This window comes from Pseudomarimonas arenosa, from assembly GCF_014841215.1.
In the GTDB taxonomy this organism is placed as follows: Bacteria; Pseudomonadota; Gammaproteobacteria; order Xanthomonadales; family Xanthomonadaceae; genus Pseudomarimonas; species Pseudomarimonas arenosa.
The window spans coordinates 1-26,991 of record NZ_JACYTR010000026.1 but is presented as its reverse complement, the minus strand read 5'-3'; the positions used below and the strand labels follow the sequence as shown (position 1 = coordinate 26,991).

The following is a 26,991-nucleotide window of genomic DNA, read 5'->3' as shown; positions in this document are numbered from 1 at the left end:
CCGACATCCGCCTCCGACCCAGGCAGAATGGAGCACTGCTCAACCACCCGGCACCCACCATGACAGACTCAACTCCCGATCTACACAGCGGCTGCGTGCTCAACGCCCGCGTCTGCCGCCTGGATCAAGCACAGGGTTACGGCATGATCGAATCAGGTGCTGTGGCCTGGTCGCAGGGCAAGATCACCTATGTCGGCGACAGTGACTCGGCGCCGCGCCATGGCCAGGTCATCGATGCCGGCGGCGCCTTGCTCACTCCCGGCCTGATCGATTGCCACACCCATCTGGTGTTTGGCGGCGATCGCGCCAACGAGTTCGAAATGCGACTTCAGGGACGAAGCTATCAGGACATCGCTGCCGCCGGTGGCGGCATCGCCAGCACCGTGCGCGCCACCCGTGAAGCCGACGACCATGCTTTGTTGCTGAGCGCTGAGAAGCGGGCACGTCAGTTGTTGGCCGACGGCGTCACCACGCTGGAAGTAAAGTCGGGTTATGGGTTAAGTGAGCAGGACGAACTGCGCATGCTGCGGGTGGCGCGCGAACTGGGCGCCCTCACCGGCCAGGACGTCTGCACTACCTTTCTTGGCGCCCATGCCCTGCCGCCGGAATATGTCGGCCGCGCCGATGACTACATCGACCTGGTCTGCCATGAAATGCTGCCGGCGGTCGCGGTGAGTGGGGTAGCCGATGCCGTCGACGCTTTCTGTGAAACCGTCGGTTTCAGCCTAGCCCAGACCCGGCGAGTGTTCGAGGCCGCGCGTCGACTGGGGCTGCCGGTGAAACTGCATGCTGATCAGCTTAGCGATGGCGGCGGCGCCGGCCTGGTGGCCGAATTCAAGGGACTGTCTGCCGACCATATCGAGTACACATCGGAACAAGGTGTACAGGCGATGGCAGGCGCGGGCACGGTCGGGGTGCTGTTGCCGGCTGCGTTCTACGCCCTGCGCGAGACCCAGCTGCCACCGATTCAGCGGATGCGCGAGCTGGGCGTGCCGATGGCGGTGGCCACCGACCTCAACCCGGGCACTTCGCCGATCACCTCGCTGCGCCTGGCCTTGAGCATGGCCTGCACCCTGTTCCGCCTAACCCCGGAAGAAGCCCTGCGCGGCACCACGGTAAACGCCGCGCGTGCCTTGGGCCTGGCCGATCGGGGCCAGCTCAAGCCCGGCATGCGCGCCGACCTGGTGCTATGGGATGCCGAGCAACCGGCCGAACTTAGCTACTGGATTGGCGGGCTGCCGCCACGTCAGGTGTGGATCGGCGGCGGCTCGACACACTGAGCGGACGCTCGGCACCGCGGCGAGTGAGAAACGTGGAATCAGTTGGCCGACCGCCCGGCGTATTCGGAGCCTCATCCGCCCACTGGGAGAGACCGATGCGCACTGAATTTTCGCGCGCCGGCTGGTGCCCCGGAACTCCCCGATGTTCGGGGAGGGCTGGGGTGGGGTTAGGGAGCCGATCTTCTACTGCCCAGCGGTCTCGCAAAGCGAGGTTCCTGGGTAGCGAAAAGCACGACAACCCAGGCATGACGATGAACCGGCCAATTGAAAATCAATTGGCCGGTTCAATGAGCCCGCCTGCAGCGCCCGTCAATGGCCAGCTTGCGTGGACAGCATAGCGAGCGCTGGCCTGGGCCGGTGAGGCGCGCATCATCAGGGCCACACGCTCGAACCCAAGGGAGAATGGCTGCGGCTTGAGGGCTGGCAAGCGCGATAGACGTCGCTTGCTGCGCAGCAGGGTGATGTGCGGCACATAGCTTCTGGTTTCAGCGTGCAGGCCGCAAGCCCGAGCCTGCTGCTCGCAGCGCAGCGCCAGATCGCTCAAGTCTGGGATGCCGACCAAGCGTGCCACAGCCAGCCCTGGCGCCCGCGGCGGCCAGAAGTCCAGCCGCTCGAAGCACAAGTCAAAGCTCGGCGGCAGGGTCAACTGCGTGACGAAATCGCACCATGACTCGGCCTGCGCTGGCGACAGGTCGCCGAGAAAGCGCAAGGTCAGGTGAAGATCATCGGCCAGCGTCCAGCCCTGATCGATGTCGACCAGGGACGCTTGCAGGCAATCCTGCAGATCGAGCAGCGCCGAGCGCCCCGCCAGGGTCGGCAGGGCGGCCAGAAAGGCGCGTGACAGGAGGGCAGGCGCGTCGCTCATGCGCCTGCTCTGAACGCAGACTTAGAAGCTGTTGTCGCCATCCAGCAGATTGCCCAGGCCACCCAGCACCGAGCCTTCACCACGACTTCCACCGCGCTGCGGGGCCGCCGCATGGATGCGTCCGGCCATGCGCGAGAACGGCAGGCTTTGCAGCCAGACGTGTCCTGGGCCAGTCAGGGTGGCGAGGAAAACGCCCTCGCCGCCAAACAGCATCGACTTGACGCCACCGACCGGCTTGACATCCATGTCCACGCTGGAAGTATGGGCGACCACGCAGCCGGTATCGACGTCGATCCGCTCGCCGGCCTTCAGCTCACGCTCGACGATGGTGCCGCCGGCATGGACGAACACCAGACCGTCGCCTTCCAGCTTCTGCATGATGAAACCCTCGCCGCCGAACAGCGCGGTCATCACCTTCTTCTGGAAATGGATGCCAATCGACACGCCACGCGCGGCACAAAGAAAGCTGTCTTTCTGGGCGATGATCTTGCCGCCGTAGTTGGTCAGGGTGAGCGGAATGATGGTGCCAGGATAGGGTGCGGCGAAGGCCACCTTGGCCTTGCCGCTTTGACCGGCGTGACTGAACATGGTGGTAAACAGACTTTCGCCGGTAATGATGCGCTTGCCGGCGCCGACCAGCTTGTCGAAGAAGCTGCCGCCCTGGCCGGAGTGCGAACCGTCACCAAACACGGTTTCCATCTGCACGACCGAATCCTTGAACATCATCGCCCCGGCTTCAGCCACCGCGCTCTCGCCCGGATCGAGTTCGATCTCGACAAACTGCATGTCCTCGCCATAGATCTTGAAATCGATCTCATCGGCGCCGCGGCGCCCGGTCGGCGGCGGCGTCGGCACCAGGGCCTGACCACCGCCGGCGCTGAGCTCGGCGCAACGCGAAATCGGCAGCCATTCGGCAAACCCGGCACGCCAGCAATAGCCGTTTGGATTCTTGCTGGCCATATCGACCGCCGCGGCCTGATCAAGCGGTCCGGTCTGCTGGCCGTTGTAGCTGAGATACCACTGACTCATGCTTAAACCTCTTGTGTAGTTTCGATCCTGCGGCTTGAAGTTTGAACATCCAGTCCAACTTCAAGCACTGAAATCATTCCTGTCAGCCCAACCGGGCAAAGCAAATCCCTATGCAGACAGTCCGAGCTGCTGATGGATGGCGGCGCGCTCGGACTGCTCGATTTTCAGCGCACTGGCGAGATCGGCCAACCAACGCTTTTCGTGCTCTGAATCCACTTCGATGGCCAGAATCGCCGCGGCATACACGTCCTGACGCAAACTCGACGGCGCTTGCGCGGCCAGTTCAGAAATCCGCAGCGGATGGCGCATCTCCGCCTCGAGGAAAGCCAGGGCCTCCGGTTCATCGCCCAGCACACGAGCACGATCAATGATGCCGGCACGCTCATCAGCATCGATCTCGCCGTCTGCCGCCGCTGCCGCAACCATTGCCCGAATCAGCAAGGCGGCCTGTTGCTGACGCACATCCATCATCGGCGCGGCGCGGGTCATCTCCGGCATCGGCGGTGGCGGCGGCGGTGGCACCGCAGCGATTCCCGCTGTTGTGGATGCCGCGTTTCCGGGTTCTGCCCGAGCCGCCGGCGCATCGCTCTGCTTGTAGTGCTCCCAGGCCGCCATGGCCACCCCCAACAGACCGACACCAATCTGCGCCTTGGCGGCGCCGCTGAGCATCGAACCGCCGCGGCGACGTCGACTGCCGCCGCCCATGGCTCCGCCCAAAGCACCGCTCAACATTTGTCCTAACATGCGCTCTGCGTTGAACATCGATCGCTCCTTTGAATGGCTGCCAGGGCTGAAAGCCTACGCCATCCAAGGCTGCCCTGCGGCGTATCAGACGAGCGCCCGTAGAAGCTGTGACGCAAGCCGGTCAACGGCGCCTGACTTACCGCCCTTGTTGCCCGCTCGCCGCACGGGCAGAATGGCGCCCGCCTTGCGTGTTGATGGCACCGTATTTCTCCGTATTCGAGGTGGTCAACGGATGCGCGCCGATTTGATTGCGTTCCCCGCACTGTTCGCGAAGTCTGCTCATGGCTGATAACGAAGGCAGTCTGTTGCCGCGCGGCCCACTCGGCGTCTGGAAAGCGACGATCTGGTCGCTGAAGGGTCTGAAGATCGCCTGGCGAGTGGAGGCCTCGTTCCGCCTTGAGGTTTATCTGTTCTGCCTGTTTGCGCCATTGGGCCTGTGGCTTGGGCAAAACGCGATCGAGCGCGTATTGCTGGTCGGCTGTCTGTTGCTGGTGCTGGCGGCCGAGTTGCTGAATTCCTCGATCGAGGCGGTGATCGAGCGCTACGGCGCCGAACATCACGAGATGGCCGGTCGGGCCAAGGACATGGGCTCGGCGGCGGTGTTCGTGCTGATGATGAATGTGCTGCTGGTGTGGGGCCTGCTGCTGTGGCCGCAGCTGGCTGACCGGTTGGCAGGCTGATCGGTGCTGGAACTGTTGAGCAGTGGCGATGCCTGGGTGGCGCTGCTCACCCTGGCAGCGCTGGAGATTGTGCTGGGGGTCGATAACCTGGTGTTCATCTCGGTGGCAGTGAGCCGCCTGCCACATGATCAGCGACCCGCTGCACGCAAGATCGGCCTGGCCCTGGCCTGCGTCACCCGCATCATCCTGCTGCTGTTTCTGGCCTTCCTGGCCAGCCGCGGCGCAGCCCTGTTCTCGCTGTGGGGTCAGGATTTTTCGCTGCGCGATCTGGTGCTGATCGGCGGTGGCCTGTTCCTGTTGTTCAAGGGCACGATGGAAATCCACGACACGGTCGAAGGTCGCGACGAGGCCGAGGACATCCACACCCGACCGGCGGCGGTGTTCGGCTATGTGATCGCGCAGATCGCGGTGATCGACATCGTGTTTTCGCTCGACTCGGTAATCACCGCCGTCGGCATGGTCAGTCAGGTGCCGATCATGGTGGCGGCCATCGTGCTGGCGGTGCTGGTGATGATCTTCGCCAGCAATCCGATCGGCGAGTTCATCGATCAGCACCCGACAGTGAAGATGCTGGCGCTGAGTTTCCTGATCCTGGTCGGCATGGCCCTGGTCGCCGATGGCTTCGGCATGCACATCCCGCGCTCCTACCTGTATTTCGCCATGGCTTTTTCGGCCGCAGTGGAAGCACTGAACATGCTCAGCCGGAGGCGTTCTCGGCGAAACGGTCCATTGCGCTGAGCAAGGCTACCGGGTTGTCGAAGCGCGGCAGGCAGCGCACCCCCTCGCACCAATACACTCGACCGCCGCTCAACCAGCGCTTTGACTCCAGGGCGGTCGGCAGCAGGCTATCGGCCGCGGGCAGCCGATAGACATCAAAGCGCTGCTGCTCGGCCTGCTGCAGCGCCCGGTGCCAGCGCTGATGCTCGCTGACATTGGCCAGCCGGGCAATCAGCACCGGCGGCGGCCGCAGGTGAGCCTGCAATACCTGCAACATCGAACAACAGCCATCGGGCGCTTGACTCAAGCTCGACCAGGCTGAGCGCAGGCTGCGTTCGGCTGCGCGGATGTAGCGCGGCTCGGCCAGCAGACTGCCCAGCTGCTGCAGGCCCCGGGCTGCCAGCGCATTGCCAGCCGGCGCGGCGTCATCGAATACCGGCTTGCCACGGTGCACGGTCTCGACCTGATCATGGGCGCTGAACCAGAAGCCACCCACTTCCAGATGCTCGAAATCGCGCAACAAGCTCTCGGCCAGTTCAATTGCCCACTCCAGCAGCAACGGTTGAAAGCGCGCCTGCAACAGCTCGATCAGACCGAGCAACAAGGCCGCGTAGTCGTCCAGAAAGCCGGGGCCGCCGCGCTGCTGCGGATAATCCAGCGCGCGCAAGCGACTGCCGTCGCGTACCCGCCTGCTCACTTGATCGCATAGTTCCACCGCAAGCTCCAGCCAGTCGCTGCGATCGAATGCCCGGGCTGCCTGCACCAGGCCTCGCAGCAGCAGGCCATTGGCTGCAGTCAGACATTTTTCATCGCGCTGCGGAGCCGGACGCTGTCCCCGCTGCAATCGCAGTCCGCGCTTCAACTGCTCCATCCGCTTGCGCAGCTGCGACTCATCGAGCTGCAAGCGTGCGGCCAACTCGGACAGGCCCTGTTCGCCAAGCCGACGCCGCAGATGCCAGTGTTCGTTGCCAGCATTGGCATCGCGGTCGAGGCCATAGATTTCAGCCATCCAACCCGCATCGCCGCCCAGGCAGGCACGCCATTCCTGCTGCGTCCAGACATAGCTCGCGCCTTCACCGCCCTCGGAATCGGCATCCAGCGCCGAAGCAAAGCCGCCCTCCGGCAGGCTCATCTCTTCCTGCAGCCAGCGAACCACACCCAAGGCGGCATCGCGCCACAGCTTCGAGGGAACGACCTGCTGTGCCTCTGCCAGATTGCTCAGCCATTGCGCGTTGTCGTACAGCATTTTCTCGAAATGCGGCAGGTTCCAGTCGGCATCCGCGCAGTAGCGAAAGAAGCCACCGCCGATGTGATCCTGCAAACCGCTGTCGACGATCCGCGCCATGCTGAACAAGGCATGTTCGGGCGCACCACCCTCACGCTGCTCGCCGCGCAGCAAAGCATTCAGCGCACTTTGCTGCGCCAACACGTCGATGGGCAGTGCATCGAGCGGATCGGTCGAGGCGTCGCGCTGCCAGCGCGGCAGTCGGCCCAGCCCCCAGGCCAGCTCACTGTGCGCCGGGAACTTCGGCGCTCCCTGGCGACCGCCATGCTGCCAGTCAACCGCCGCCAGCAGGCCTGCCGCGGCAGCGTCTATCGGGCCACGATGCAAGGGGCCTTGCTCAGCAGGATCGACACCGTGCTGTTGCAGAAAGTCGGCCAACCCGCGTACTTCGACCGACCAATCCTTGCGATGCTCGCCATACCAGGTGGCCAGTTTGCTCAGCAGATCACTGAATGCCGGCAGCCCATGTGCCGCATTCGGGGGGAAATAGGTGCCGATGAAGAAGGGCAACCGCAGCAACGGATCGAGGAAGGCGGTCAACGGCCAGCCGCCGGCACGCCGATTGAGTGCCTGATGTGCCAGCTGATAGTTGCGGTCAAGATCTGGCCGTTCTTCGCGGTCGACCTTGATCGCCACGAAGTTGGCATTGATCAGCTCGGCCACGGCGGGATCGGCAAAACTCTCATGCGCCATCACGTGACACCAATGGCAGGCCGAGTAGCCAATCGACAGCAGGATCGGTCGTCCGCTGCGCTCTGCCGTGTGCAGAGCCTCCTCGCTCCACGGCCACCAGTCGACGGGATCTTCGCCATGCTGGCGCAGATACAGGCTTGCAGCGGTGGCCAGACGATTGCCCATCGACGCCCCCGAACGCGAAGTAACCGCCTGCCGGCGACCGGACGGCAACCAGCGGGACCGAAGCGCATAGAATACGCCCCCTATGCCCCTGCCCGGAATGCGCCATGAGCGATCACCCTGAGTCAAACGATCACGCCCTTGCCGAGAGTGATTTCCCGGTGCTGTATCTGAAGCGTGGCGAAGATCGGCGACTGCGTGCCGGCCATCTCTGGGTTTTCAGCAACGAAGTAGATACCAAGCTCAGTCCGCTGAATCAGTTCCAGCCAGGCGAGCCGGTGGTGATCGCGGCAAACAACGGCAAGGCGATCGGCAGCGGCTATGTCAATCCCAACAGCCTGATCTGCGCGCGCCTGGTCGACCGGCAGATGCACGTGATCGATCGTTCGCTGGTTACCCATCGACTGAATGTCGCTCTGGCCCTGCGCGAGCGCCTGTATCGCGAGCCGTACTACCGATTGGTCTACGGCGAAAGCGACGGCCTACCCGGCCTCACGGTCGATCGCTTCGACGATGTGCTGGTCGCCCAGGCCACCACCGCCGGCATGGAGCGTCTGCGCGAGGAGATCGATCAATCATTGATCAAGGTGTTGAAGCCACGCAGTATCGTCTGGAAGAACGACAGCAGCGCCCGCGGCATGGAGCAACTGGGCAGCGAAGTGCTGTGCAGTCTCGGCGATATGCCGAGCGAACTCCTTGTTCAGGAGGGCGAGCAACGCTTTGAGATCGACGTTAGCGGCGGCCAGAAGACCGGCTGGTTCTACGATCAGCGGGCCAACCGAGAGCTCCTGCTGCCCTTGGTCAAGGGCGCTCGGGTACTCGATCTGTTCAGCTATGTCGGCGCCTGGGGCGTGCGCGCAGCGGCGGCAGGCGCCGAGTTCGTCACCTGCGTCGATGCCTCGGCCGACGCGGTCAAGCGGGTCGAGCGCAATGCCGAACTGAACGCCGTCAGCGATCGCCTCGAAGCAGTGAAACTCGATGCGTTCGACTTCCTGCGCAATGCTCGTGCAGCGCGCAGACATTGGGACATCGTCATCGTCGATCCACCGGCCTTCGTCAAACGCAAGAAGGACTTCAAGGAAGGTGCGCTAGCCTACCGTCGGATCAACGAAGCCGCCATGCAGGTGCTGGCCCGCGATGGCCTGCTGGTCAGCGCCTCCTGCAGCTATCACATGTCGCGCAGCGCCCTGCTCGAGGCCATTCAGGCCGGCGCCCGGCATCTCGATCGCCAGGTTCAGGTGATTGCCCAGCTGCAGCAATCCGCCGACCATCCGCTGCAGGCAGCGATTGCCGAAACCGAGTATCTGAAGGGCTTTCTGTGTCGGGTCTTGCCGGCCTGATCTCAGCCGTCAACTGATGCGCTGTGTGCCTCGCCTGCTGAGGGCTGTGTAATGAGCGCCGGGGCAACACAGTTGCGCCCCGCCGCCTTGGCCTGATACAGGGCTGCATCAGCCCGCGCAATCAGCGCTTCAAGTGGCTCATCGTGGAGCAGTTCAGTGACCCCCGCGCTGATTGTTGCATGTAGCGAATGCGCGCCCAGCTCGATGTCCAATGCGCCGATCGCCAATCGCACCTTTTCAGCGAGCTGCAGCGCAAGGCTCAGAGACGTGTCGCGCAGCAGCACGATGAACTCCTCGCCGCCCCAGCGACAGAATATGTCCGAGGCCCGCAGGTTCTCACGCAAGGCCGAGGCCACTCCGGCAATCACCGAGTCGCCCACGCCATGGCCATAACGGTCATTGATCTGCTTGAAGTGATCGATGTCCAGCATCAGGATCGATAGCGCTACCTGATCTCGACCAGCTTCGAGCAAGGCCTGATTGGCCAGCAGCGTAAACGAGCGCCTGTTGGGCAGACCGGTCAGCAGGTCGGTGTTGGCCAAGGCGGAAATATGCTCTTGAAAACGCCCCACCACCCACTGCGCCAGCACCAGCACCGCGATGGTGACCAGAATGAACACCGCCAGATTGGTGTACAGCGATCGACGCACTCCGGAGAGTGCCCCCTGATCGTTCCGGTTCACCATCAAGTACCACTCAAGCTCACTGATGAAGCTGACCTTGAGAAAGTTCTCCGCCCCCTCAATCTGGTAGGTGTATCCGCCGGGCGTCACCTTAGGCATCTGCGCAAACAGCGGGGCAAAGCTGGGGATGTCCTGCATCCGTTGTCCCGACCGCGCGCCGAACGGCCCGCCACCGGCGCTGGTCAGCATGATTCGACCACTGCTGTCGGTAAACCACACTTGACGCTGGTAGCGCTGCTGGTACTGATCCAACAATTTGACTGCCGCATCGACTGACAACCCGACCCCGGCCACGCCGATGAACTTTCCGCTCTCATCAACTGCACGGTAGTTGACGAAGATCGTCAGGCGATCTCGATTCACCGTATCGTGATCGACATTGATCTCGTACGGCTCGGCCAGCGACTTAACACGAAAGTACCACGCGGCCTGAGGGTCGCTCTGTTCGATGCGAGTGATAATGCCGTTGGGGTGATAGTAGTTCCGAGTCGGATCGGAGATGAAGAAGCTGGTGACCGTACCGTAGCGCTGTTGGATGGCCGCGAGATAACGCTGGATCGCATCGACATCCTGCTCGCCCTGCTGCACCCAGTCGCGCAGGAAGGTATCGGTCGCCATCAGCGAGGAAATCAGGATCGGAGCCATCAGGTCGCGACGCACTTCCGAATACACGTTGTCGGCCACCAGGGGCAGCTCGGTTCGGACAATGCTGGTGTGAATGGCCGACTGCGCCGCCAGATAGCTGGCAATTGAGGTCAGGGAAAAGCCGAGAACGAGTAGCCCCAGAAGTAGCAGCAGAAAGCGTCTGCCAGTTAGCTTGGTCAGTCGGGTACTCATAAGGCCCCCTGTCGCCCGCACGCCACCATGGTGGCACAGCCGCGGCGGGAATCAATGGCCAGCCAAGCGAGCCTTATCCGTTGGGTATGCCCGGCGGGGGGCGGGTCTTGACCCGCCAGGAAAACACACAAAACGCCATGGTCAGCCCACCCGGTCGGCGCAGAAGCGGCGGGGCTGGGCTCGGCCTTGACTCAAAGAAACACACGACACGCCAGGATCAGCTCACGCAAACGAAGCAGAAGCGGCGGGTCAAGACCCGCCCTACGCTTCCATCGCTGCGTAAAACACCAGCCGATTGCCGGAGGGATCTTTGACACTGAGTTCACGCATGCCCCAGGGCATGGTCTCGATGCCTGGGCGGGCGAACTTGTATTGCTTGGCCTGCAATTCAGCGTGCAGGGCATCGAGGTCATCGACTTCAATGCGCAGGGCGCTACCTGGAGTCACGTCACCATGATGCTCGGAGAGATGCAGCAGCAGATCGCCACGGTGGACCTGCATGTACAGCGGCAAGTCGTCAGCGAAGCGATGCTCCCAGTCGACTTCAAAACCGAGGAAATCGATATAGAAGGCGCGTGTAGCTGCTTCATCGAAGCTGCGCAGAATGGGAATCGGTGTTGAGAACTTCACACTTGGCTCGGCTTGAATCAGGATGAAAGTCAGGTCGGTGGGCGGCACGCCCACCCTACCTTCGCCCTTGTACAGTGGGCCTATGGCCCACCGCGCAGAGCCTACTCCATACACGCCCGGCTAATGCCCGCCGCCACCATCCAGCGCTTTCAACTCGGTGATCAGCTTGTTCGCCGCTTCCTGGCCGTCGGCATACAGCATGCGGCAGTTCTCGGCATAGAACAGCGCGTTCTCGATGCCGGCAAAACCAGTACCCTTGCCGCGCTTGATCACGATCACCTGCTTGGCATCGATCACATCGAGAATCGGCATGCCATAGATCGGGCTCGACTTGTCCGTCTTGGCGACCGGATTCACCACGTCGTTGGCACCGATGACGATTGCCACATCGCAGGTCTTGAACTCGGGATTGATGTCGTCCATGTCGGCGATCAGATCGTAGGGCACGCCGGCTTCGGCCAGCAGCACATTCATATGACCGGGCATGCGTCCGGCCACCGGATGGATGGCGAACTTGACCTCCTTGTCGCGGGCGATCAGCTGTTTGCACAGCTCCCACATCTTGTGCTGCGCCTGGGCTACGGCCATGCCGTAGCCAGGCACCACGATCACCCGCTCGGCCAGGTACAGGAACGATGCCGCATCCGGTGCTTCGACCGGCTTCATCGAACCCTTGATCTCTTCTGCGCTGGCGCCGCCGCCACCAAAGTTACTGAACAACACATTGGTGATCGGGCGATTCATCGCCTTGGCCATCAGCTGGGTCAGCAGCATGCCGGCGGCACCTACCACGGTACCGGCAATGATCAGCGACTCGTTCTGCAGCACATAGCCCTCGAAGGCCACGGCCAAGCCGGTGAACGCGTTGTATAGCGAGATCACCACCGGCATATCGGCCCCGCCGATCGGCAAGGTCATCAGCACACCGAACAGCAAGGCAACCACGAAGAAGGCGATGATAATCGGCACTTCCAGGCTGTAGATCAGGTAGGCACCGAGACCGGCCAGACCTAGAAAGATCAGCAGATTGACCACCTGCTGGCCGGCGAAGGTGAAACGCTTGTCCAACCTGCCGTCGAGCTTGGCCCAGGCAATTACCGAGCCGGAGAACGACACCGCACCAATCAATGCTCCCGATACGGCCAGCACGGCATAGGTAGTGTCGAGGCACAGATGCGCTTGCAGCGCCGCCGGGTCGCAGGTGCCGGTGAACGTAGCCGATTGCAGCATGGCTGCTGCACCAATCGCTGCCGCCGAGCCGCCACCCATGCCATTGAAGATCGCCACCATCTGCGGCATGTCGGTGATCGGCACCTTCTTGCCCCAGATCCAGAACAAGTACGACAAGACGATGGCGATGATCATCAGCAGCAGATTGGTCTGATCGATGCCGTGATCGCCCCAGGTGGACGGTGCGATGAAGGTCACCGCGGTGGCAATCACCATACCGACGCCGGCCCAGCGAATGCCTTTGCGCGCGGTAACCGGCGAGCCCATTTTCATCAAGCCGACGATGAACAGCACCGCGGCGGCGAAATAGCTTGCCTTGGCCAGAAAGTCGAGAATCACAGGCAGACTCATTACTTATCTCCCTTCTTGCTCGACTTGAACATTTCCAGCATCCGCTCGGTCACCACATAACCACCGACTGCGTTGCCAGCCCCGAGCAGGACAGCGATGAAACCCACTGCCCTTTCCAATGTGGTGTCAGCGTGAGCCAGCGCAATCATTGCGCCGACCACGACGATGCCGTGGACGAAATTGGAACCCGACATCAGCGGCGTATGCAGGATGACCGGCACCCGCGAGATGATGACGTGGCCGGTAATCGCGGCCAGCATGAAAATATAAAGCGCGACGAATCCGTCCATGCTCAGGCCCCTTCCACGCGGTTCTTGGTGGCGGCATGCTTGATCTCACCGCCATGAGTGAGACAGCTGCCGGCAATCAAATCGTCTTCGAAATCCAGCTTCAGCTCGCCCTCGATCAGCATCAACGAGAGGAAGTTGAACAGGTTCTTGGCATACATGTCAGAGGCATGGATCGCCCCCATGCTGGGCAGGTTGAGCGGCCCGACAATGGTGACACCGTGCGACTCCACCGTTTCACCCGGCTTGGTCAACTCGCAGTTACCACCGGTTTCGGCGGCCAGATCAACAATGACGCTGCCGGCCTTCATGCCTTCGACCATGCTAGCGGTGATGATCTTCGGCGCGGCCCGGCCTGGCACGGCCGCAGTGGTGACGATCACATCGATGTTCTTCAAGTGCTCGCCCAGCCGGCGCTGTTGCTCGGCGCGCTCCTCCTGGGTCAACTCACGTGCGTAACCACCGGTTCCAGCTGCAGACACGCCGAGGTCGAGAAACTTGGCACCGAGGGACTCGATCTGTTCCTTCACTTCCGGGCGCACATCGAAGCCTTCGACCTGGGCACCCAAGCGACGTGCGGTAGCGATCGCCTGCAGACCTGCGACACCGGCCCCCACCACCAGCACCTTCGACGGCCGGATGGTGCCAGCGGCAGTGGTCAGCATGGGAAAGAACTTGCCCGAGACCTGGGCGCCGATCAAGACCGCCTTGTAGCCGGCCATACCGGCCTGCGAACTCAACACGTCCATCGCCTGGGCACGCGTGGTGCGCGGCAGCAGTTCCATCGAAAACGCGCTGATCTTGCGATCGCGCAAGGCTTTGATCCGCTCATCGTCGGTGTGCGGCGCCAGATAACCGATGATCACGCTGCCCTCGCGCAGCTCCTTGATCTGATCCAGGGTTGGCGGTTGCACCTTCAGCAGTACATCGGCCTTGATCATCACTTGATCGGCATGCTCGGCCACCGCGGCGCCCGCGGCCTGGTAGGCCTCATCGTGAATGTGCGCACGCGCACCGATGCCCTGCTCAACCAGCAGTTCGGCGCCCAAGCCCTTCAGTTTCTTGGTGATTTCCGGCGTGAGCGCCACCCGGCGCTCATTTGGCGCGTTCTCGCGCACCGCCGCAACAGTAATCGGCATAACACCCCCGGCAATGGACTCCCCGCCAGGATGCTAGCGCAAAGCGCTGCAACTTTGGGGGTCGCCGGCAGGGCGACCGGGAATGAAGAGATCGCCGATCGAGCGCTGGGCAGAGTTGTCGGCCAATCGCGGCCGACCGGGAGGGCCGGCTCTGGATCCGGAGGCTGACTGCCTGATTAGCCGACGCGCTGTGCCGGTACCGCCTCGCGCAAACGGCCAAGGACCTGATTCATGGCCTGCTCGAAGGCGCTGTCGCCGACGCGCAGATGTAGCTTGCCCTGCTTGATCATCACCGCCAGCTCCTGCGGCGAAGCCGCGCAGTGACGCATGCCGCGGCGGGTTACGAACAGCAGACGAGAGGAAATCGGGCTTACCCAGCTCAGCTTGGTCGGGATCGAGTTGCCGTCGTCGCCGATGAACTCAACCCAGGCGCCCACCTGCAAAGATTCGATCTGCTCGATGTCGGCGGCATCGTACTCGTCTTCTGCCGGCCCTTCGGCCACCACATGCAGTTCCGGCTGCGCCGTTTCGCTGCTGGCAGCGATGGCGGCGTCCACCTTGGCCGCCGCCACCTCGGTCGTGTCGGTGACAGGTGTCGCGGCGGTCTCGGCCGTGGCCTCGCTCTGCTCGCTGGCGGCGGCTTTTTCTTCCGCCTCCAGGGCATCACGCAAAGCCGAAGGTAGCGGATGCTTGCGAGCTGCCTCGACCCGGCCCAGTCGCAGGGCATGCAACACCCATTCGACCGCATCCACCACTTCCTTGGCAGCCGGGCCGGTAATGCCCGAGCTGGCCAGAATCGGCGTCGCCACTTCAGCCAGCCCCGGCGGCAGATCGGCGCCGGTCTCGCAGGCGAGGAAAGCCTGGAACACTGCCTCGCCTGAGCGCTTGGCATCCGCATAACGGGCAGATTCACCACCCTCGCGGAGAAAGATAACGGCCAGATGGTGGGTCCAGTAACGCGACAGGAACTGATCCACCACCGGTGGCGCTTCGCGCGCCCCCATCAGGGAGGCCAACTCCATGGCGGCCATGGCGCGAGCTTCGTCGAGTCGCTCCTTGCCGCGCTGCGCTTCGGCAGCGCGTCGCTCGGCCAGCTCGGCGCGCTTGCGATGCTGATCAAGGAAGGAGCGGAAATCGCTTTCCAGCTCGGAGAAAATCGCGATGTCTTCGTTGAACTCGGAGATCAGTCGGTCGACCACCGTGCCCACCCGATCAAGCAGATCGCGCTCGGCGGCCGATTCGCCACGGTTACCGTCGCAAGCCTCGGCCAGCGAGTTCAACAGCTGACGAGCCGGGTGGGTCTTCAGTGCAAAAAGGTGCTGATCGAGCAGGGCGGCGCGAGCGTACGGCACGGTCAGGCGGGCAAACTGGCGCCGCACCGGACGCTCATAGCTGCGCTGGCTGAGCAGCACGTCAAACAGCATGCCGACCAGGAACAGAGCCTGCTCGTCCTGCGCTGCCAACTCGGCCCCCGGGTCACCCAGATTGAGCCGCTCGGCCTGACTCAGCAGCTCCCGCTTGAGCAAGGTGCTAAGGGAGAGCTGCGGGTCGTCGATCGAATTGAGCAATGCCTGGGGCAGCTCCTTCTGCAAGGATTGCAGTGCCGACAGGGCATGGCTCTCAGGCAGATAGACGCGCGCCGGACCGCCAGCTTCCTCGGACGCCGCGGCAGTCGAGCGCTGCGCCGACAGCACGGCCTCGCAGAGCTCGCGCACCGAACTGAAGATCTGATCGACCGACTCGGCCGGATGCTGGGCGCCGCTGCCTGACACCGAGCCGTAGGAACGATCGCGGCGGGCATCACCCCGCGGTGCATAGCCCGACTCGCTGCCATCGCTGCGGTCGCGCACCACTTCACGACGAATACCGTCGCGCTCCTCGCTGCCTCCACGTGGTTCACTCTCCTGAACCCGGCGCGGCGGCGCCTTGGCCGGCGCCATCGCCGGCATGATGCCGAGCTGATGCAGCCGGTGATTGGCGTCATGCACCAGTCCGCCAAGCGCGTCGAGCAATTCACGCTCAAACAGCTTGTATAGAACCAGACGCGCCTTGATCGATGCCTCCACCCCGGCCAGCGCCGAGCGGAAAGCCTGGCAGATATGATGCGCACCGATCGGATTCTGGTCGGCGCTGATCTCCTGCAGACCGGCCGCCACAGCCAGACGGCGCTCCAACTGGCGCAGGCCTTCGCTGTGCCGGCGGTCGGCCTGCGCGATCAGTTGATCGCAGGCCAGCTGCTCCTCCAGTTCATCGGTGCCGACCAGACTGAGCCCGTCGAGGCTGGTCGCCGGTGCCTGGGCAAGTGAGGCGCTGCGCGGCTGGCGCTTCTCCAGCGCCGAGAACACCTCGGCCAGTCGATCACGGTAGCGCTGCTCAACCTGGGCACGCTGCCGGCGCAACTCGCGCATCGCATCGAAGTAATCCTGCTGTTCTGTGCTGCTCTTGGTACGTTGTACGAAATCGAACAGGGCATCGTCAGCACGATCGAGCACTTCGGCTACCAACGCCGGCAGCCGGCGGGTCGAAAGCAGACGCAACTCGGCCAGAGCAGCCGGCTGCGCGGGGACGCCGCGACTGCTGAGGTCAATCACATTGCTGGACGGTTTGGGTTCCATGAATGCTCTTTGGGTATCAATCGCGCCTTTCGACACGTAGTCAGTATAGTGACCAAAAGTGACCTGATTGCGTGATGACACTCTCGCTTCCTTGGGAACAAAACGTGTTGTCGATCACGAATCCATCAACTTTCAACGGAATCTTCAAATGAGTAAAGCCTTGACCGCCCTCGAACTCCTGCAAACCCGACGGTCGGTACCCTGCGCTCAGCTGCAGTCCCCCGCTCCGAATCAAGCCGAGCTTGAGCAGATCGTTGCGTTGGCCATGCGGGTACCCGACCACGGCAAACTGACCCCGTGGCGTGTGCTTGCCTTGCAAGACGAACACAAGGGCGCCTTTGCCGACTGGCTGTATCAACGACACCGCCAGCGCGAACCAGAGGCCAACGAAAGCGTTCTGCAAAAAGACCCACAGCGCTTTCGCCACTCGCCACTGGTGCTCGTGATCGTCAGCACGATTCTCTCAACCGAACGAATCCCCGAGCAGGAGCAACTGCTATCTGGGGGCTGTGTATGCTACACAGTCTTGCAGGCCGCGGCGGCCCTGGGCTACTCAGCGCAGTGGTTGACCGGATGGGCGGCATACGACACACCGGTGGCAAAGCAGTTGGGCTTGTCAGATGGCGAGCGTATTCTGGGCTTCATCCATCTCGGCCGTGCCGACGAGGTGCCGCCGGAGCGCGTGCGCCCTGCCCTGGCGGACAAGCTTTCCTTCTATCGTCACAGCTGAGACGCGGAATTCTGAATGCAACAGGAAATCGTGCTGGTCGACGCCAGCGTCTACGTATTTCGCGCCTGGCACTCGATGCCGGATGAGTGGGTGGATCACGAAGATTGGCCGGTCAATGCGGTGCATGGCTTCGCCCGCTTCCTGCTCGAGTTGCTGGAACGCCATCGTGCCAGCCATGTGGCCGTGGCCTTCGACGAGGCACTGGAGAGCTCGTTTCGCAACCAGTGGTACCCACCCTACAAGGCCAACCGCGATCCGGCACCGGAATCACTGAAGCGCCAGTTCCGCTATTGCCAGGCATTCAGTCGCGCACTCGGCCTGCACACCTTGTCCAGCGACCACTATGAAGCCGACGACCTGATCGGCAGTGTGCTCGGCCAGCTGCGTGGCCAGGGGTTTCGCGGACTGATCGTGTCGGCCGACAAGGATCTGTCGCAACTGCTCTGTCCAGGTGACGAGCAATGGGATTTCGCCCGCAATCAGCGCTGGGGTCACGCCGATGTCCATGGCCGCTACGGCGCGCGTGCCGAACGCATCGCCGACTTCCTGGCCCTGGCCGGCGACGCCGTCGACAATATTCCTGGCGTGCAGGGCATCGGCGCCAAGACCGCCAGTGCCCTGCTCGATCACTTTGACAGCCTGGAATCACTGCTGCAGCGCGTTGAAGAAATCCCGTTTCTGCGTTTACGCGGCGCCAAGGCGCACGCCGCTCGGCTGCGTGAACAGGCCGACATGGCCCGCCTGTTCAAGCGCGTGGCGACCATCGCCTTGGACGCGCCGGTCGCCAGCGAGGCCGATGCCTACCGCCGGCAGGCACCGGACCAAGTGTCGCTGCAACCCTTGCTCGAGCAATTGCGCATCGGCCCGATGACCCGACGACGGATTGCCGAACTGCCCTGATCGCCCAGCGGCGGCTGACGCCGCCGCGAGCGGCCTTGCTTACTCGGGCCGTGCTTACTCGGGCATCGCGTCCGGCGTCGCGCCGAAATTCAGATCGAGTTCGATCAGGCGCGTGCCTTCGAGCCGATCCTTGTTCCTCGGCAGGCCAAAACGGTCGTAGCTGAGCTTCTGCGAATTGCCCACGAAGAGCAGACGGTCGCCATCCAGGGTCGCCAAGGTCGGCAAGCTGACTTCCGGCTGATTGGCACTCAGCGGCTGCACGCCGGCCACTGCCTTGCCATCCGGGGTGAGCTTGAGGCGCATCACGCGTGCCGGCTTCATGGCGCTTTGCACGATGACCAACTGATTGCGCCACCATTGCAGCCCTTCGATGCCGCCGAGGGCCAGCTTCGACGAGCCGATCACTTCAAACGGCTTGCCCGTTGCAAGATCGTAGCCAAACAGGCCGCGCTCATGATCGGCGAAATACAGGATCTTGCCGTCGCCACTCACCGCCAGGCCACGAATACTGCCCAGCACCGGCACATGGAACAGCCGCTGGAAACGGTCGTCGCGCACCTGATACACCGCGTCGTTGACGCCATCGGCAGCGAACACCGTGCCATCCGGCGCCAGCCCCAGGGTAGAGATGACGAAGCTCTGACCGATCACCACCGGCGACAGGTAGCTCTTCAGAAACTTGCCGGTCTTCAGATCGAACTTGAACACGCCCGCGCGGCCGAGGTCCTTTTCGGCGTTGTAGCGCTTGTAGTGTGGCACCGCCGTCGAGGCTACCCACAACACACCACGTTTGGCGTCGACCGCCAGATCGAACACCGCCCACATGCCGTTCTTGTCATCGGCTTTCACCAGCGGAGTGAGTTCCCCCTCGGCGCCAACGACGTAAACCGTGCCCTCACGTGCGCTGCCGACCAGAGCTGCCTTGCGGGTCGGATCCCAGGCCACGCTCTCGATCAGCAAGTCATCCTTCGGCAGGGTCGCCATCAGCTTGGCCTCACCGAACGGCTTCCGGTTGGCTTCGAAGGCCTGCACGATGTATTCCCAGACTTCAGTGGTAGTCACCGGCTGGAAGCGCGGATCCTTGGCCAGATCAAAGCCGTAGCCCTGTGCCTGCAGCTCGAGCAGCGCGTTGTAGGTCAACGTCTTGAAATCCTGGGCAGCAAAGGCGGCGGCCATTTCGTACTTGTATTGCCCGATGTGCGGGCGCAATTGGCTTAGTCGGCGATAGACGCGCCCGAGCGTGTCGATGTCGCCCGCGGCATGCGCTCGCGCCACTTCAGCCAACAGTGGTTCGGGCTCATTGATCTTGGCCAGCTCTTGATCAATCGGCTTGACCGCCGGGCCCTCGACGCTACTGGCGTCAGCGCCGAGCACCGTGGTTTGCGCCTGGGTCAAGGCCGGCGCAACAAGGAAAGCAGCAATCAGAATCAGTAATCTCATGGAAGCTCGGCGAAAATCGAGGATCGGCCGTCTCCGACCCAGGCCGATGCAAAAGGTTCCCGGTTCGATCCAAGGCGACCGTTGCCCACCCGATGGATACTACGGACAGGATAGGATGACCCCCTGCTCAAGCCGGAAGGCATCACATGGATGAAGTGACCCTGCATGAAGCCCAGTACCTGCGCCTGAAGGCGGTAGGTCGTTGGGAGTACGCCGAACGCACCAATGCCGACTCGGCGGTGATCATCGTGGCGGTGACGCCCGAAGATCGCATCCTGTTCGTCGAGCAATACCGTTTTCCGGTGCGAGCCAAGTCGATTGAAATGCCCGCCGGGCTGGTCGGTGATCTGTCGCCAGGTGAAAGCCTGGATGAGGCCGCCTTGCGTGAGCTGGAAGAAGAAACCGGCTGGACCGCTGAGCGTGTCGAGTACTTGATGGCCGGCCCCTCATCCTCCGGCATGAGCAACGAGATGATCGCCTTTGTCCGCGCTCACGGACTGCGCAAGGTCAGCGCCGGCGGCGGCGATGAAACCGAAGCAATCATCGTCCACGAGATCCCGCGCACCCAAGCCGCGCTGTGGCTGAGCCAGAAGATGGCAGAGGGATACTCCATCGACCCCAAACTGTACGCCGGCCTGTACTTCGTCGAGTTCAATCCGGATGGCAGCCGCGCCGGGTCTTCTTAGCCTATTGATCAGACGTGAAATTCAGCCGATAAGCAGCAGATAGATCAACCAGCAGGGCATCACCAGCATCAGACCGAGACTGATCAAGGTACCCCAGAAGCGCCCGAACGAAACGCCTGGATGGCGGCTCAGGCCCCAGGCATGCAACCCGCGACTCAGCAGCACGGCGGTGCCCAACAGGTGGATCCAGATCGGCGCAACACCACTCCATTCCAGCATCACCAGCAGCAGCAGCTGTATCGGCAAGGTCTCGACGGCATTGCCATGCACTCGCATGGCGCCTAGCAATCGCTTGTCGCCACCGTCACCCAGCCCGATCTTGCTGGCACGTCGCGCAGCGATCACACGGAAGGTCAAGCCGAGCAGCAGCAAGGCCCCCAAGGCGATGTACAAGGCGGAAATGGGGGGCGTGTGCATCAGATCAATCCTTTCTTCCACGGGCCGGTGATGGCGACCGTGAACCCCGGGCTATAGATATTGGCAAACAGGTAGCGGCCGTCGGGTGAAAAACAGGAGCCAGCCCACTCGGCTCCGCGATAATCGCCGCGAAAGCCCTTGGCGCCGTCGAGCAGGACATTCTGCCTGGCGAACGCGAACAGCCGGCCGTTACTGCTCAATCCGTACAGATGCTGTCGATCCTGCTTGGAATCCTGGCAGATCACCATGCCACCGCGCGGGCTGATGCAGATGTTGTCGGGATAATCGAGCACCGCGGCATCAGGTGACTCGTACAGCAGTTCCAGCTCGGCACTATTGGCACGGTAGACAAACACCTGGCCGCAGGCTGCATCACCGCCATTGGTGGCAGTGAAGTAGATGGCGTCGTCGTCGACAAAGCAGCCTTCCAGTCGGGTAAAGCGCGAAGCGCCTTGCGCAAAGCCCTGTCGCTGCACGCCAAAGATATTGCGCCGTTGGTGGTCGTAGCCGCGATCGGGGTTATCGATCGGCACCCACTCGACGGCGAACTTCTGCCCTACCTTCAAACCCGAGCGCAACTCAACACGCCCCTTGGCCTTCAGCATGAACAACTGGCCGCCAGCGGCCAGCTTGCCGGGCTGCGTCGGAACAAAGCGGTAGAAGCCCGACGATGGCTCACCGTCTTCGGTGAGATAGACATCGCCGGTCGCCGTATGCACAACGGCGGCCTCATGGCGAAACTGCCCCATCGCGCGCAGCGCGATGGCGTTCGACACACCACTGGCCGGCACCTCGAAGACGAAACCATGATCCTTCTGCAGCGGCGGGCCTCCGCGTGAATCCAACATGCCGGCATCGGCCACGTATTCCTCGCAGCTCAGCCAGCTGCCCCAGGGCGTGACGCCGCCGGCGCAGTTCTGCATGGTGCCCGACAGACTTGGCCATGTGCGACGCAATTCCTGCGTGGCCAGATCAAACTGCAGGTTAACGGTGCCGCCCTGGCAGACCGGGTCATACCAGCTCTCGCTCGGCCCGTAGGCACCGGCCGCCTTCACCACCTCATGGTTGCGCACCAGGGTGATCAGGTCACCATCGGCAGCGACGACACCCATACCGTCGTGGCTGTTGGGACAAGCGATGCCGCCTTCCAGCGATTCGCCCGCCCAACCAAAGCTGGTGTAACTGAAGCCTTCGGGCAACTCCAGCAAGGGCAACCCGGTGTTCAGATCACGCACCGGCCGGAGTGCACCAAAGCCTTTGCCAAGTGACTGCGAACGACTTTCGCCGGCCTGCGCCAACATGCTGCCCAAGGGCATCAAACCGGCAGCGCCGAGCGCGCCTGCGCCGAGCAATAGTCGACGGCGCGCCGGACTCGACAACGAATCAATTGGGCTCACGAAGAATCCTCAGGACAAAGGCGGTGGCGGCGGCATCGATGACGGCGGCGCCAGCGGAGTTGGCTTGCGCGCTCTCAGGCCAATCCAGGCAATCAGGCCGGCAATTGCGATGACGATCAGTCCGAGCAGCCACGGCCGGTGATACAGCCAGCCCGAGGCGATCGCCACAAAACTGATCAAGCCGGCCAGCACGCCGGAGATCAGCCCGGTGACCATTCGCGTCAATCGCCCAAGGAAGGGCAGGATATCGGCGAACACGGCCAATGGCCCGAATACCATGCCAAAGCCGATCCACATCAATACAAAACCACCGACGCGAATGGCCCAGCCAAGCCCGGAGTTGCGGCTCTCGGCGGCACTGAACAGCTGCTCGGCGCTGTGCTCACCGCGCTCCAGCAGCAGCAACTCGCCCAGCTCTCGACGCTCCACACCAAGTCGATCGCCCTGTACGCGCCCGACCACGCTGACCGGTCCGTCCGGCAGTCGCTCGAAGTGGATTCGGACGTCACCGATCTGCGGTTCGCCGTTGACGGTGGTGAGCCGATCAGCTTCCACGCCAAGACTGGCGGCCAGATTGCCGGGCAAGCGATCGGCCTGCGGTGCCATCGGCCTCCAGCCGCCGACTTCGGACAACACTTCAGGTTCCACCTGCAGGTCGGCCAGGCTGGCCTTCTCGACCTTCCAGGTCTGGCTCTCAAACGGCATCCGTTCGGGGTTCTGATGGCCGGCCGCCTCCTGGAACCGATCGCTGTCGATCAGCTCATCATCCCAGACCTGCTCATAGTAATAACGCGTTCGAGTGGTCTTGGAGCCACCGACCGAGGTCTCTTCCTTGGTCTCCTTGCGCTCTTTCCACTGAAACATCTCGACCCGTCGGCGCAATCCAAGCCCTTCAGCCACCTGATTGAACTCTGGATCAAGACGCTGACCGTCGGCGCGCAGCTCACCGTGCACATAGGCCAAGCCACCGGCACGCCGACTCTCCGCACCCATAGCCGATAGTTCCACCACATCCTGGCGACCGGCTTCGAGCAGACGGGCCTGGCGCAGCGTGCGACCCTCGTTCCAGAACTGCAGCGCGGCTGCACCGGCGACGAAGATCAAGCCAAACAGGATGCCGAAGAAGGCACCCTTGAGACGACTGAACCAGCCCTGGCGGCTGATTGTTTCAATCGCCATGACTGGCGCTTGCCTCCAGCAGCTCAACACCGAGGGCGTCGACGCGATACTCGGCATCGGCCAGCGCAGTCGGCTTGCTGCTCTCTTCGGCCATGTGCTTGGCTTCTGCTTTCGACAGATCGATGCGGCGCAGCGTGCCGTAGACCCGCGCCTTGCCGCGATAATCCTTGGGCAGAAAGAAACTGTGCTCGTGCATCATCAGGCGCGCGCTTGCTCCCTCATGCTCCAGCACTGCCCAGCAGCCCTGTTTCTGACAGACCTCGGTGATGCGCCCGCTCAATAACTGCGGCTGATCGAACTTGGCCTCGGCCAGGGCAGCGCTCAGCTCGCGCGCCTCGCCCGCGGGCAAGGCTTCACCGTACACCGCAGCCTGCGCTGTCACGGCAAACAGCAATCCCAACGTGGCCCAACCGATCTTTGCTCTGCTTATCATCATGTTCCCCCAATTCCAATGTTCATCGACATTCAATGCTCACCCAAGGCACGGGCGTGCAACTCGGTGACTTCGTGGTCAGTGCTGAAGCGGCTGCCGTCGGCGCTCACCACCCGCGCCAAGGCGCACTCGGCGTCGTGGGTGAAGAACAGCCGCACCTCGCGCTGCATCAGGTCGATCAGCAGGGCGCGCTTCTCATCGATGAGCTTTTCCGGATAGCGGTCGTAGCCCATGGTGACCGGCAAATGCACCCAGGCCCTTCCCGGGATCAGGTCAGCGCAGAACAGCAGCCCGCCATGATTACCCGGCCCGACAATCTCAGACAGCAACAAGCCCGGCGTGTGGCCCTCGCTGTAGTGAAAGCGGACCGCATCGCCGAGGCTGTCGCAATGCTCGCCGTCCACCAGTTCCAGCCGCCCACTGCTCCTTAACAAATCGATCAGCGCCGGAATGAAACTGGCGCGATCGCGTGGGTGTGGGTCACAGGCGCGTTCCCAGGCCGCGCGGCTGATCACGAATCTGGCCTTGTTGAACACCAATTCGGGTTCGGCATCGGGTTGCCAGGCCTGCAGCAGGCCGCCGGCATGATCGAAATGCAGATGACTGAGCACCACGACGTCGATGTCATCCGGCTGAAAACCTGCCGCCGCCAGGTTTTCCAGCAAGACGTGGCGATCTTCCACCACGCCAAATCGCTCGCGCAACTTGGGGTCGAAGAACGCACCAATGCCGGTTTCGAACAGTACCGTCTTGCCATTGATCGGCTCTGCCAGCAAGGCGCGGCAGGCCAAGGGAATGCGGTTCTGTTCGTCCGGCTGCAGCCACTTCGACCACATCGCCTTGGGCACATTGCCGAACATGGCGCCACCATCAAGACGCTGCGAATTGCCGATGATCGACCAGAGTTTCATATCGCCTCCTTACAGCGTTTGATCGAGCGGCTAGCGAAATACCGCCTGATCGCCCTGCCGGCCCTCGCCGACACCACCTTTCCCGACGCTCTTCCAGCGCGGGTCACTGCCTGCCTGTACTTCGCCGGTGCGGCGATCCCAGCTGACTGCCTGCATATTGCCCCAGCTGCTGTCGAGTTGCTTCAACAGGTGGCCACGCGCCTGCAATGCCTCCTGTACAGACGGTTCCAACGCATTGGGCTCGAAGTACAGCTCATCAGGCAAGTACTGGTGGTGCACGCGCGGGCGGCTGACCGCCTGTTCGGGCGACTGGCCTTCGACCAGACTGAGCACACCTTGCAGCACCATGCTGATGATACGGCTGCCGCCCGGGGTTCCGAGTACGGCGACCCGATCGCGACCGATCAGGAAGGTCGGCGTCATCGACGACAGCGGCCGCTTGCCGGGGGCGATCGCATTGGCGTCGTCGCCGACCAGACCGAACGCATTCGGCACGCCCGGCTTGACCGAGAAATCGTCCATTTCATTGTTCAACAGGAAGCCCGTGCCGGGCACGGATACCGCATTGCCGTAAGGCAGATTGACCGTCTGGGTCACCGCCACCAGGTTGCCTTCGCGGTCGATGACCGAGAAGTGGGTGGTTTCCTCGCGCTCACCGAGTGGCGTCACACCGGGCAGCCAGGCACTCGGCGTAGCCTTTTCCGGATGAATGGCCGCACGCAGACCGGCGGCGTACTCCGGCGAGGCCAGCAGGGCGGTTGGCACCTGCACAAAATCAGGATCGCCGAGGTACACCGCCCGATCCCGATAGGCACGCCGCATCGATTCGGTCAGTAGGTGTACTCGATCAACCGTTGCAAGTGAGGGCAGATCGAATCCCGCCAGAATCTGCAGGCTTTGCGCCAGGGCCACACCGCCCGAGGAAGGCGGCGGCGCGGTGATGATCTGGAAGCCACGGTAGCGGAAGCTCAGAACATCGCGTTCCACTACGTGGTAGCGGGCCAGATCCTCCAGACTCCAGATGCCCCCCAGATTGCGCACACCATCGACCAGACGCTGGGCCAGTTCACCACGGTAGTAGCCATCGTGACCCTGCTCGGCCAGCTTCACCAATACCGCTGCATAGTCCGGATTCTTCAGGACCTGCCCGACCTCGGGCAACTGGCCCTTGCGGACGAACATTTCGCGAGCACCGGGATCCTGGGCCAGCAGTTCCTTGCGCCAGCCCATCATCGAGGCGTTCTTGGCCGAAAAGCGCCAGCCCTGGCGAGCCAGACGAATCGCCGGCGCCAGCGACTTCGATAGCGGCAGCCGACCATAGCGCGACAATTGCACCAGGCCTGCGGGCAAGCCGGGAATCGCCGCAGCCAAGGCACCGTTGACGGCCTTGTCGCGGTCGGCGGCGCCGCTGGCGTTGAGATACATGTCGCGGCTGGCCGCCAGCGGCGCGCGCTCGCGCGCATCTATGAACACGTTGCGACCATCGGCGGCGACATGCAGCAGCATGAAGCCGCCGCCGCCCAGACCGGAGCTTTCCGGTTCGACCAGACCAAGGGTGGCGCTGATCGCCACCGCGGCGTCAAAGGCATTACCACCCTGGGCCAGAATCTCCAGGCCGGCATCGGTGGCCTGAGCGTTGGCCGTGGCCACCGCGACCTGCTTCGGCAGCACGTCGCGGCCATCACGCAAACCGGCATCACCCTCGGCCCAGGCCGACGAGCTAACCAGCCATAACACACTAATCCATCTCAACACTGAGGCGAGCATCAAACCTCCTGCAATCTGGCGGGTCATTGAGAAGCCCTCATCCTTGCGCGTTCGCTTGTCGCGCCTATCCGAGCGATTCGTTCAACAGCCCGCGCAGTTTTTCTTCGAGTTGCTGCTGGGTCTCATTGTGCGCCGGATCCAACTCGATGCATTCGACCGGACACACCACCTGACATTGCGGCTCATCGAAGTGCCCGACACACTCGGTACAGCGCGCCGGATCGATTTCGTAGATGACCTCACCCTGACTGATCGCGGTGTTCGGGCAAGCCGGCGCACACACGTCGCAGTTGATGCAGAGGTCGTTGATCAGCAGGGCCATCGATAAAACCAGTTCAAAGGGTGCGTCCAACAGATTGCCGAGAATCAAACACCTGTCGTGATCGATTCTAGCCCGGATATTGCATGAGGGGGCGCGGATGATCACCGAGGACTTTGCGTCGACGAGCCCAAGTGGTGGGCCCACTTGGGCGAGATCGGGACGCAGTCCCGCGTAGCTGCGACAGCAGCCGACCGAGCATAGCGAAGGCGCAGGCTACGAAGTAGCCGTTGCTGCGTAGCAGC

Annotated in this window: 25 protein-coding genes; 7 read left to right on the top strand and 18 right to left on the bottom strand. The window is 62.8% G+C overall.

Annotated features, from left to right (window positions below):
- Positions 1-59: 59 nt before the first annotated feature.
- Positions 60-1,280 (top strand): imidazolonepropionase, encoded by a 1,221-nt coding sequence (hutI, locus tag IFO71_RS12725; RefSeq protein ID WP_192030021.1) that lies wholly within the window; start codon positions 60-62, stop codon positions 1,278-1,280.
- Positions 1,281-1,551: 271 nt separating this feature from the next.
- On the opposite strand, the gene thpR is transcribed toward hutI, so the two are convergent.
- The 3 genes from thpR to IFO71_RS12710 all read right to left on the bottom strand — a co-directional run bounded on the left by thpR (position 1,552) and on the right by IFO71_RS12710 (position 3,936).
- Positions 1,552-2,145: an RNA 2',3'-cyclic phosphodiesterase gene (gene thpR, locus IFO71_RS12720; RefSeq protein WP_192030020.1), complete on the bottom strand. Its 594-nt coding sequence runs from the start codon at positions 2,143-2,145 to the stop codon at positions 1,552-1,554.
- Positions 2,146-2,166: 21 nt separating this feature from the next.
- Positions 2,167-3,174 carry a TIGR00266 family protein gene (locus IFO71_RS12715; RefSeq protein ID WP_192030019.1) on the bottom strand — a complete coding sequence of 336 codons (1,008 nt, stop codon included), beginning with the start codon at positions 3,172-3,174 and terminating at the stop codon, positions 2,167-2,169.
- Positions 3,175-3,282: 108 nt separating this feature from the next.
- The gene (locus IFO71_RS12710; protein WP_192030018.1) at positions 3,283-3,936 is read right to left on the bottom strand and encodes a DUF533 domain-containing protein; all 654 of its coding nucleotides are present in this window, start codon (positions 3,934-3,936) and stop codon (positions 3,283-3,285) included.
- Positions 3,937-4,199: 263 nt separating this feature from the next.
- Here IFO71_RS12710 and IFO71_RS12705 point away from each other — a divergent pair, with 263 nt between their 5' ends.
- Together IFO71_RS12705 and IFO71_RS12700 are read left to right on the top strand one after the other, a co-directional pair.
- Entirely contained in the window at positions 4,200-4,598 is a 399-nt protein-coding gene (locus IFO71_RS12705; RefSeq protein WP_192030017.1) for a diacylglycerol kinase, read from the top strand.
- 3 nt (positions 4,599-4,601) lie between these two features.
- Positions 4,602-5,336 (top strand): TerC family protein, encoded by a 735-nt coding sequence (locus IFO71_RS12700; protein WP_192030016.1) that lies wholly within the window; start codon positions 4,602-4,604, stop codon positions 5,334-5,336.
- Here the strand turns inward: IFO71_RS12700 and IFO71_RS12695 are convergent.
- On the bottom strand, positions 5,296-7,458 hold the full coding sequence (locus IFO71_RS12695; RefSeq protein ID WP_192030015.1) for a thioredoxin domain-containing protein: 2,163 nt from the start codon (positions 7,456-7,458) through the stop codon (positions 5,296-5,298). The genes IFO71_RS12700 and IFO71_RS12695 overlap by 41 nt on opposite strands.
- 104 nt (positions 7,459-7,562) lie before the next feature.
- Between IFO71_RS12695 and IFO71_RS12690 the strand changes: the two genes are divergently transcribed.
- Complete coding sequence (locus IFO71_RS12690) at positions 7,563-8,795, top strand: class I SAM-dependent rRNA methyltransferase (RefSeq protein WP_192030014.1); 1,233 nt, start codon at positions 7,563-7,565, stop codon at positions 8,793-8,795.
- A gap of 2 nt (positions 8,796-8,797) precedes the next feature.
- Here IFO71_RS12690 and IFO71_RS12685 read toward each other — a convergent pair whose 3' ends face one another.
- The 6 genes from IFO71_RS12685 to IFO71_RS12660 form a co-directional block, all read right to left on the bottom strand.
- Positions 8,798-10,315, bottom strand: a complete 1,518-nt coding sequence (locus tag IFO71_RS12685) for a sensor domain-containing diguanylate cyclase (protein WP_192030013.1) — start codon at positions 10,313-10,315, stop codon at positions 8,798-8,800.
- A gap of 261 nt (positions 10,316-10,576) precedes the next feature.
- On the bottom strand, positions 10,577-10,993 hold the full coding sequence (locus IFO71_RS12680; protein WP_332309372.1) for a glyoxalase superfamily protein: 417 nt from the start codon (positions 10,991-10,993) through the stop codon (positions 10,577-10,579).
- A gap of 72 nt (positions 10,994-11,065) precedes the next feature.
- Complete coding sequence (locus tag IFO71_RS12675; protein WP_192030012.1) at positions 11,066-12,526, bottom strand: NAD(P)(+) transhydrogenase (Re/Si-specific) subunit beta; 1,461 nt, start codon at positions 12,524-12,526, stop codon at positions 11,066-11,068.
- Positions 12,526-12,816 carry an NAD(P) transhydrogenase subunit alpha part 2 gene (locus tag IFO71_RS12670; RefSeq protein ID WP_192030011.1) on the bottom strand — a complete coding sequence of 97 codons (291 nt, stop codon included), beginning with the start codon at positions 12,814-12,816 and terminating at the stop codon, positions 12,526-12,528. Before IFO71_RS12670 ends, IFO71_RS12675 begins: the two co-directional genes overlap by 1 nt.
- A 2-nt stretch (positions 12,817-12,818) precedes the next feature.
- Positions 12,819-13,952 (bottom strand): Re/Si-specific NAD(P)(+) transhydrogenase subunit alpha, encoded by a 1,134-nt coding sequence (locus IFO71_RS12665; RefSeq protein WP_192030010.1) that lies wholly within the window; start codon positions 13,950-13,952, stop codon positions 12,819-12,821.
- Positions 13,953-14,128: 176 nt separating this feature from the next.
- Positions 14,129-16,567: a DUF1631 family protein gene (locus IFO71_RS12660; RefSeq protein ID WP_192030009.1), complete on the bottom strand. Its 2,439-nt coding sequence runs from the start codon at positions 16,565-16,567 to the stop codon at positions 14,129-14,131.
- 148 nt (positions 16,568-16,715) lie between these two features.
- Between IFO71_RS12660 and IFO71_RS12655 the strand changes: the two genes are divergently transcribed.
- Positions 16,716-17,297, top strand: coding sequence for a nitroreductase family protein (locus tag IFO71_RS12655; RefSeq protein WP_192030008.1), 582 nt, complete (start codon positions 16,716-16,718; stop codon positions 17,295-17,297).
- A 15-nt stretch (positions 17,298-17,312) separates the two neighbouring features.
- Positions 17,313-18,197, top strand: coding sequence for a 5'-3' exonuclease (locus IFO71_RS12650; RefSeq protein WP_192030007.1), 885 nt, complete (start codon positions 17,313-17,315; stop codon positions 18,195-18,197).
- Positions 18,198-18,251: 54 nt separating this feature from the next.
- Here IFO71_RS12650 and IFO71_RS12645 read toward each other — a convergent pair whose 3' ends face one another.
- Positions 18,252-19,637, bottom strand: coding sequence for an NHL repeat-containing protein (locus IFO71_RS12645; protein ID WP_192030006.1), 1,386 nt, complete (start codon positions 19,635-19,637; stop codon positions 18,252-18,254).
- Positions 19,638-19,783: 146 nt separating this feature from the next.
- Here IFO71_RS12645 and IFO71_RS12640 point away from each other — a divergent pair, with 146 nt between their 5' ends.
- Positions 19,784-20,323, top strand: coding sequence for an NUDIX hydrolase (locus IFO71_RS12640; RefSeq protein ID WP_192030005.1), 540 nt, complete (start codon positions 19,784-19,786; stop codon positions 20,321-20,323).
- Positions 20,324-20,344: 21 nt separating this feature from the next.
- Here IFO71_RS12640 and IFO71_RS12635 read toward each other — a convergent pair whose 3' ends face one another.
- From IFO71_RS12635 to IFO71_RS12605, 7 genes are all read right to left on the bottom strand, one after another.
- Complete coding sequence (locus IFO71_RS12635) at positions 20,345-20,740, bottom strand: MAPEG family protein (protein ID WP_192030004.1); 396 nt, start codon at positions 20,738-20,740, stop codon at positions 20,345-20,347.
- Positions 20,740-22,137 (bottom strand): alkaline phosphatase PhoX, encoded by a 1,398-nt coding sequence (locus tag IFO71_RS12630; RefSeq protein ID WP_192030003.1) that lies wholly within the window; start codon positions 22,135-22,137, stop codon positions 20,740-20,742. The genes IFO71_RS12635 and IFO71_RS12630 overlap by 1 nt, the downstream gene beginning before the upstream one ends.
- 9 nt (positions 22,138-22,146) lie before the next feature.
- Positions 22,147-23,316, bottom strand: coding sequence for a TMEM43 family protein (locus IFO71_RS12625; RefSeq protein ID WP_192030002.1), 1,170 nt, complete (start codon positions 23,314-23,316; stop codon positions 22,147-22,149).
- Positions 23,306-23,752 (bottom strand): DUF4920 domain-containing protein, encoded by a 447-nt coding sequence (locus IFO71_RS12620; RefSeq protein WP_192030001.1) that lies wholly within the window; start codon positions 23,750-23,752, stop codon positions 23,306-23,308. The genes IFO71_RS12625 and IFO71_RS12620 overlap by 11 nt, the downstream gene beginning before the upstream one ends.
- A gap of 29 nt (positions 23,753-23,781) precedes the next feature.
- The gene (locus IFO71_RS12615) at positions 23,782-24,660 is read right to left on the bottom strand and encodes an MBL fold metallo-hydrolase (protein ID WP_192030000.1); all 879 of its coding nucleotides are present in this window, start codon (positions 24,658-24,660) and stop codon (positions 23,782-23,784) included.
- A gap of 30 nt (positions 24,661-24,690) precedes the next feature.
- Positions 24,691-26,427: a gamma-glutamyltransferase gene (gene ggt, locus IFO71_RS12610; RefSeq protein WP_192029999.1), complete on the bottom strand. Its 1,737-nt coding sequence runs from the start codon at positions 26,425-26,427 to the stop codon at positions 24,691-24,693.
- A 64-nt stretch (positions 26,428-26,491) separates the two neighbouring features.
- A complete protein-coding gene (locus IFO71_RS12605; protein ID WP_192029998.1) occupies positions 26,492-26,749 on the bottom strand; it encodes a YfhL family 4Fe-4S dicluster ferredoxin in 258 nt (85 codons plus the stop codon).
- Positions 26,750-26,991 lie beyond the last annotated feature (242 nt).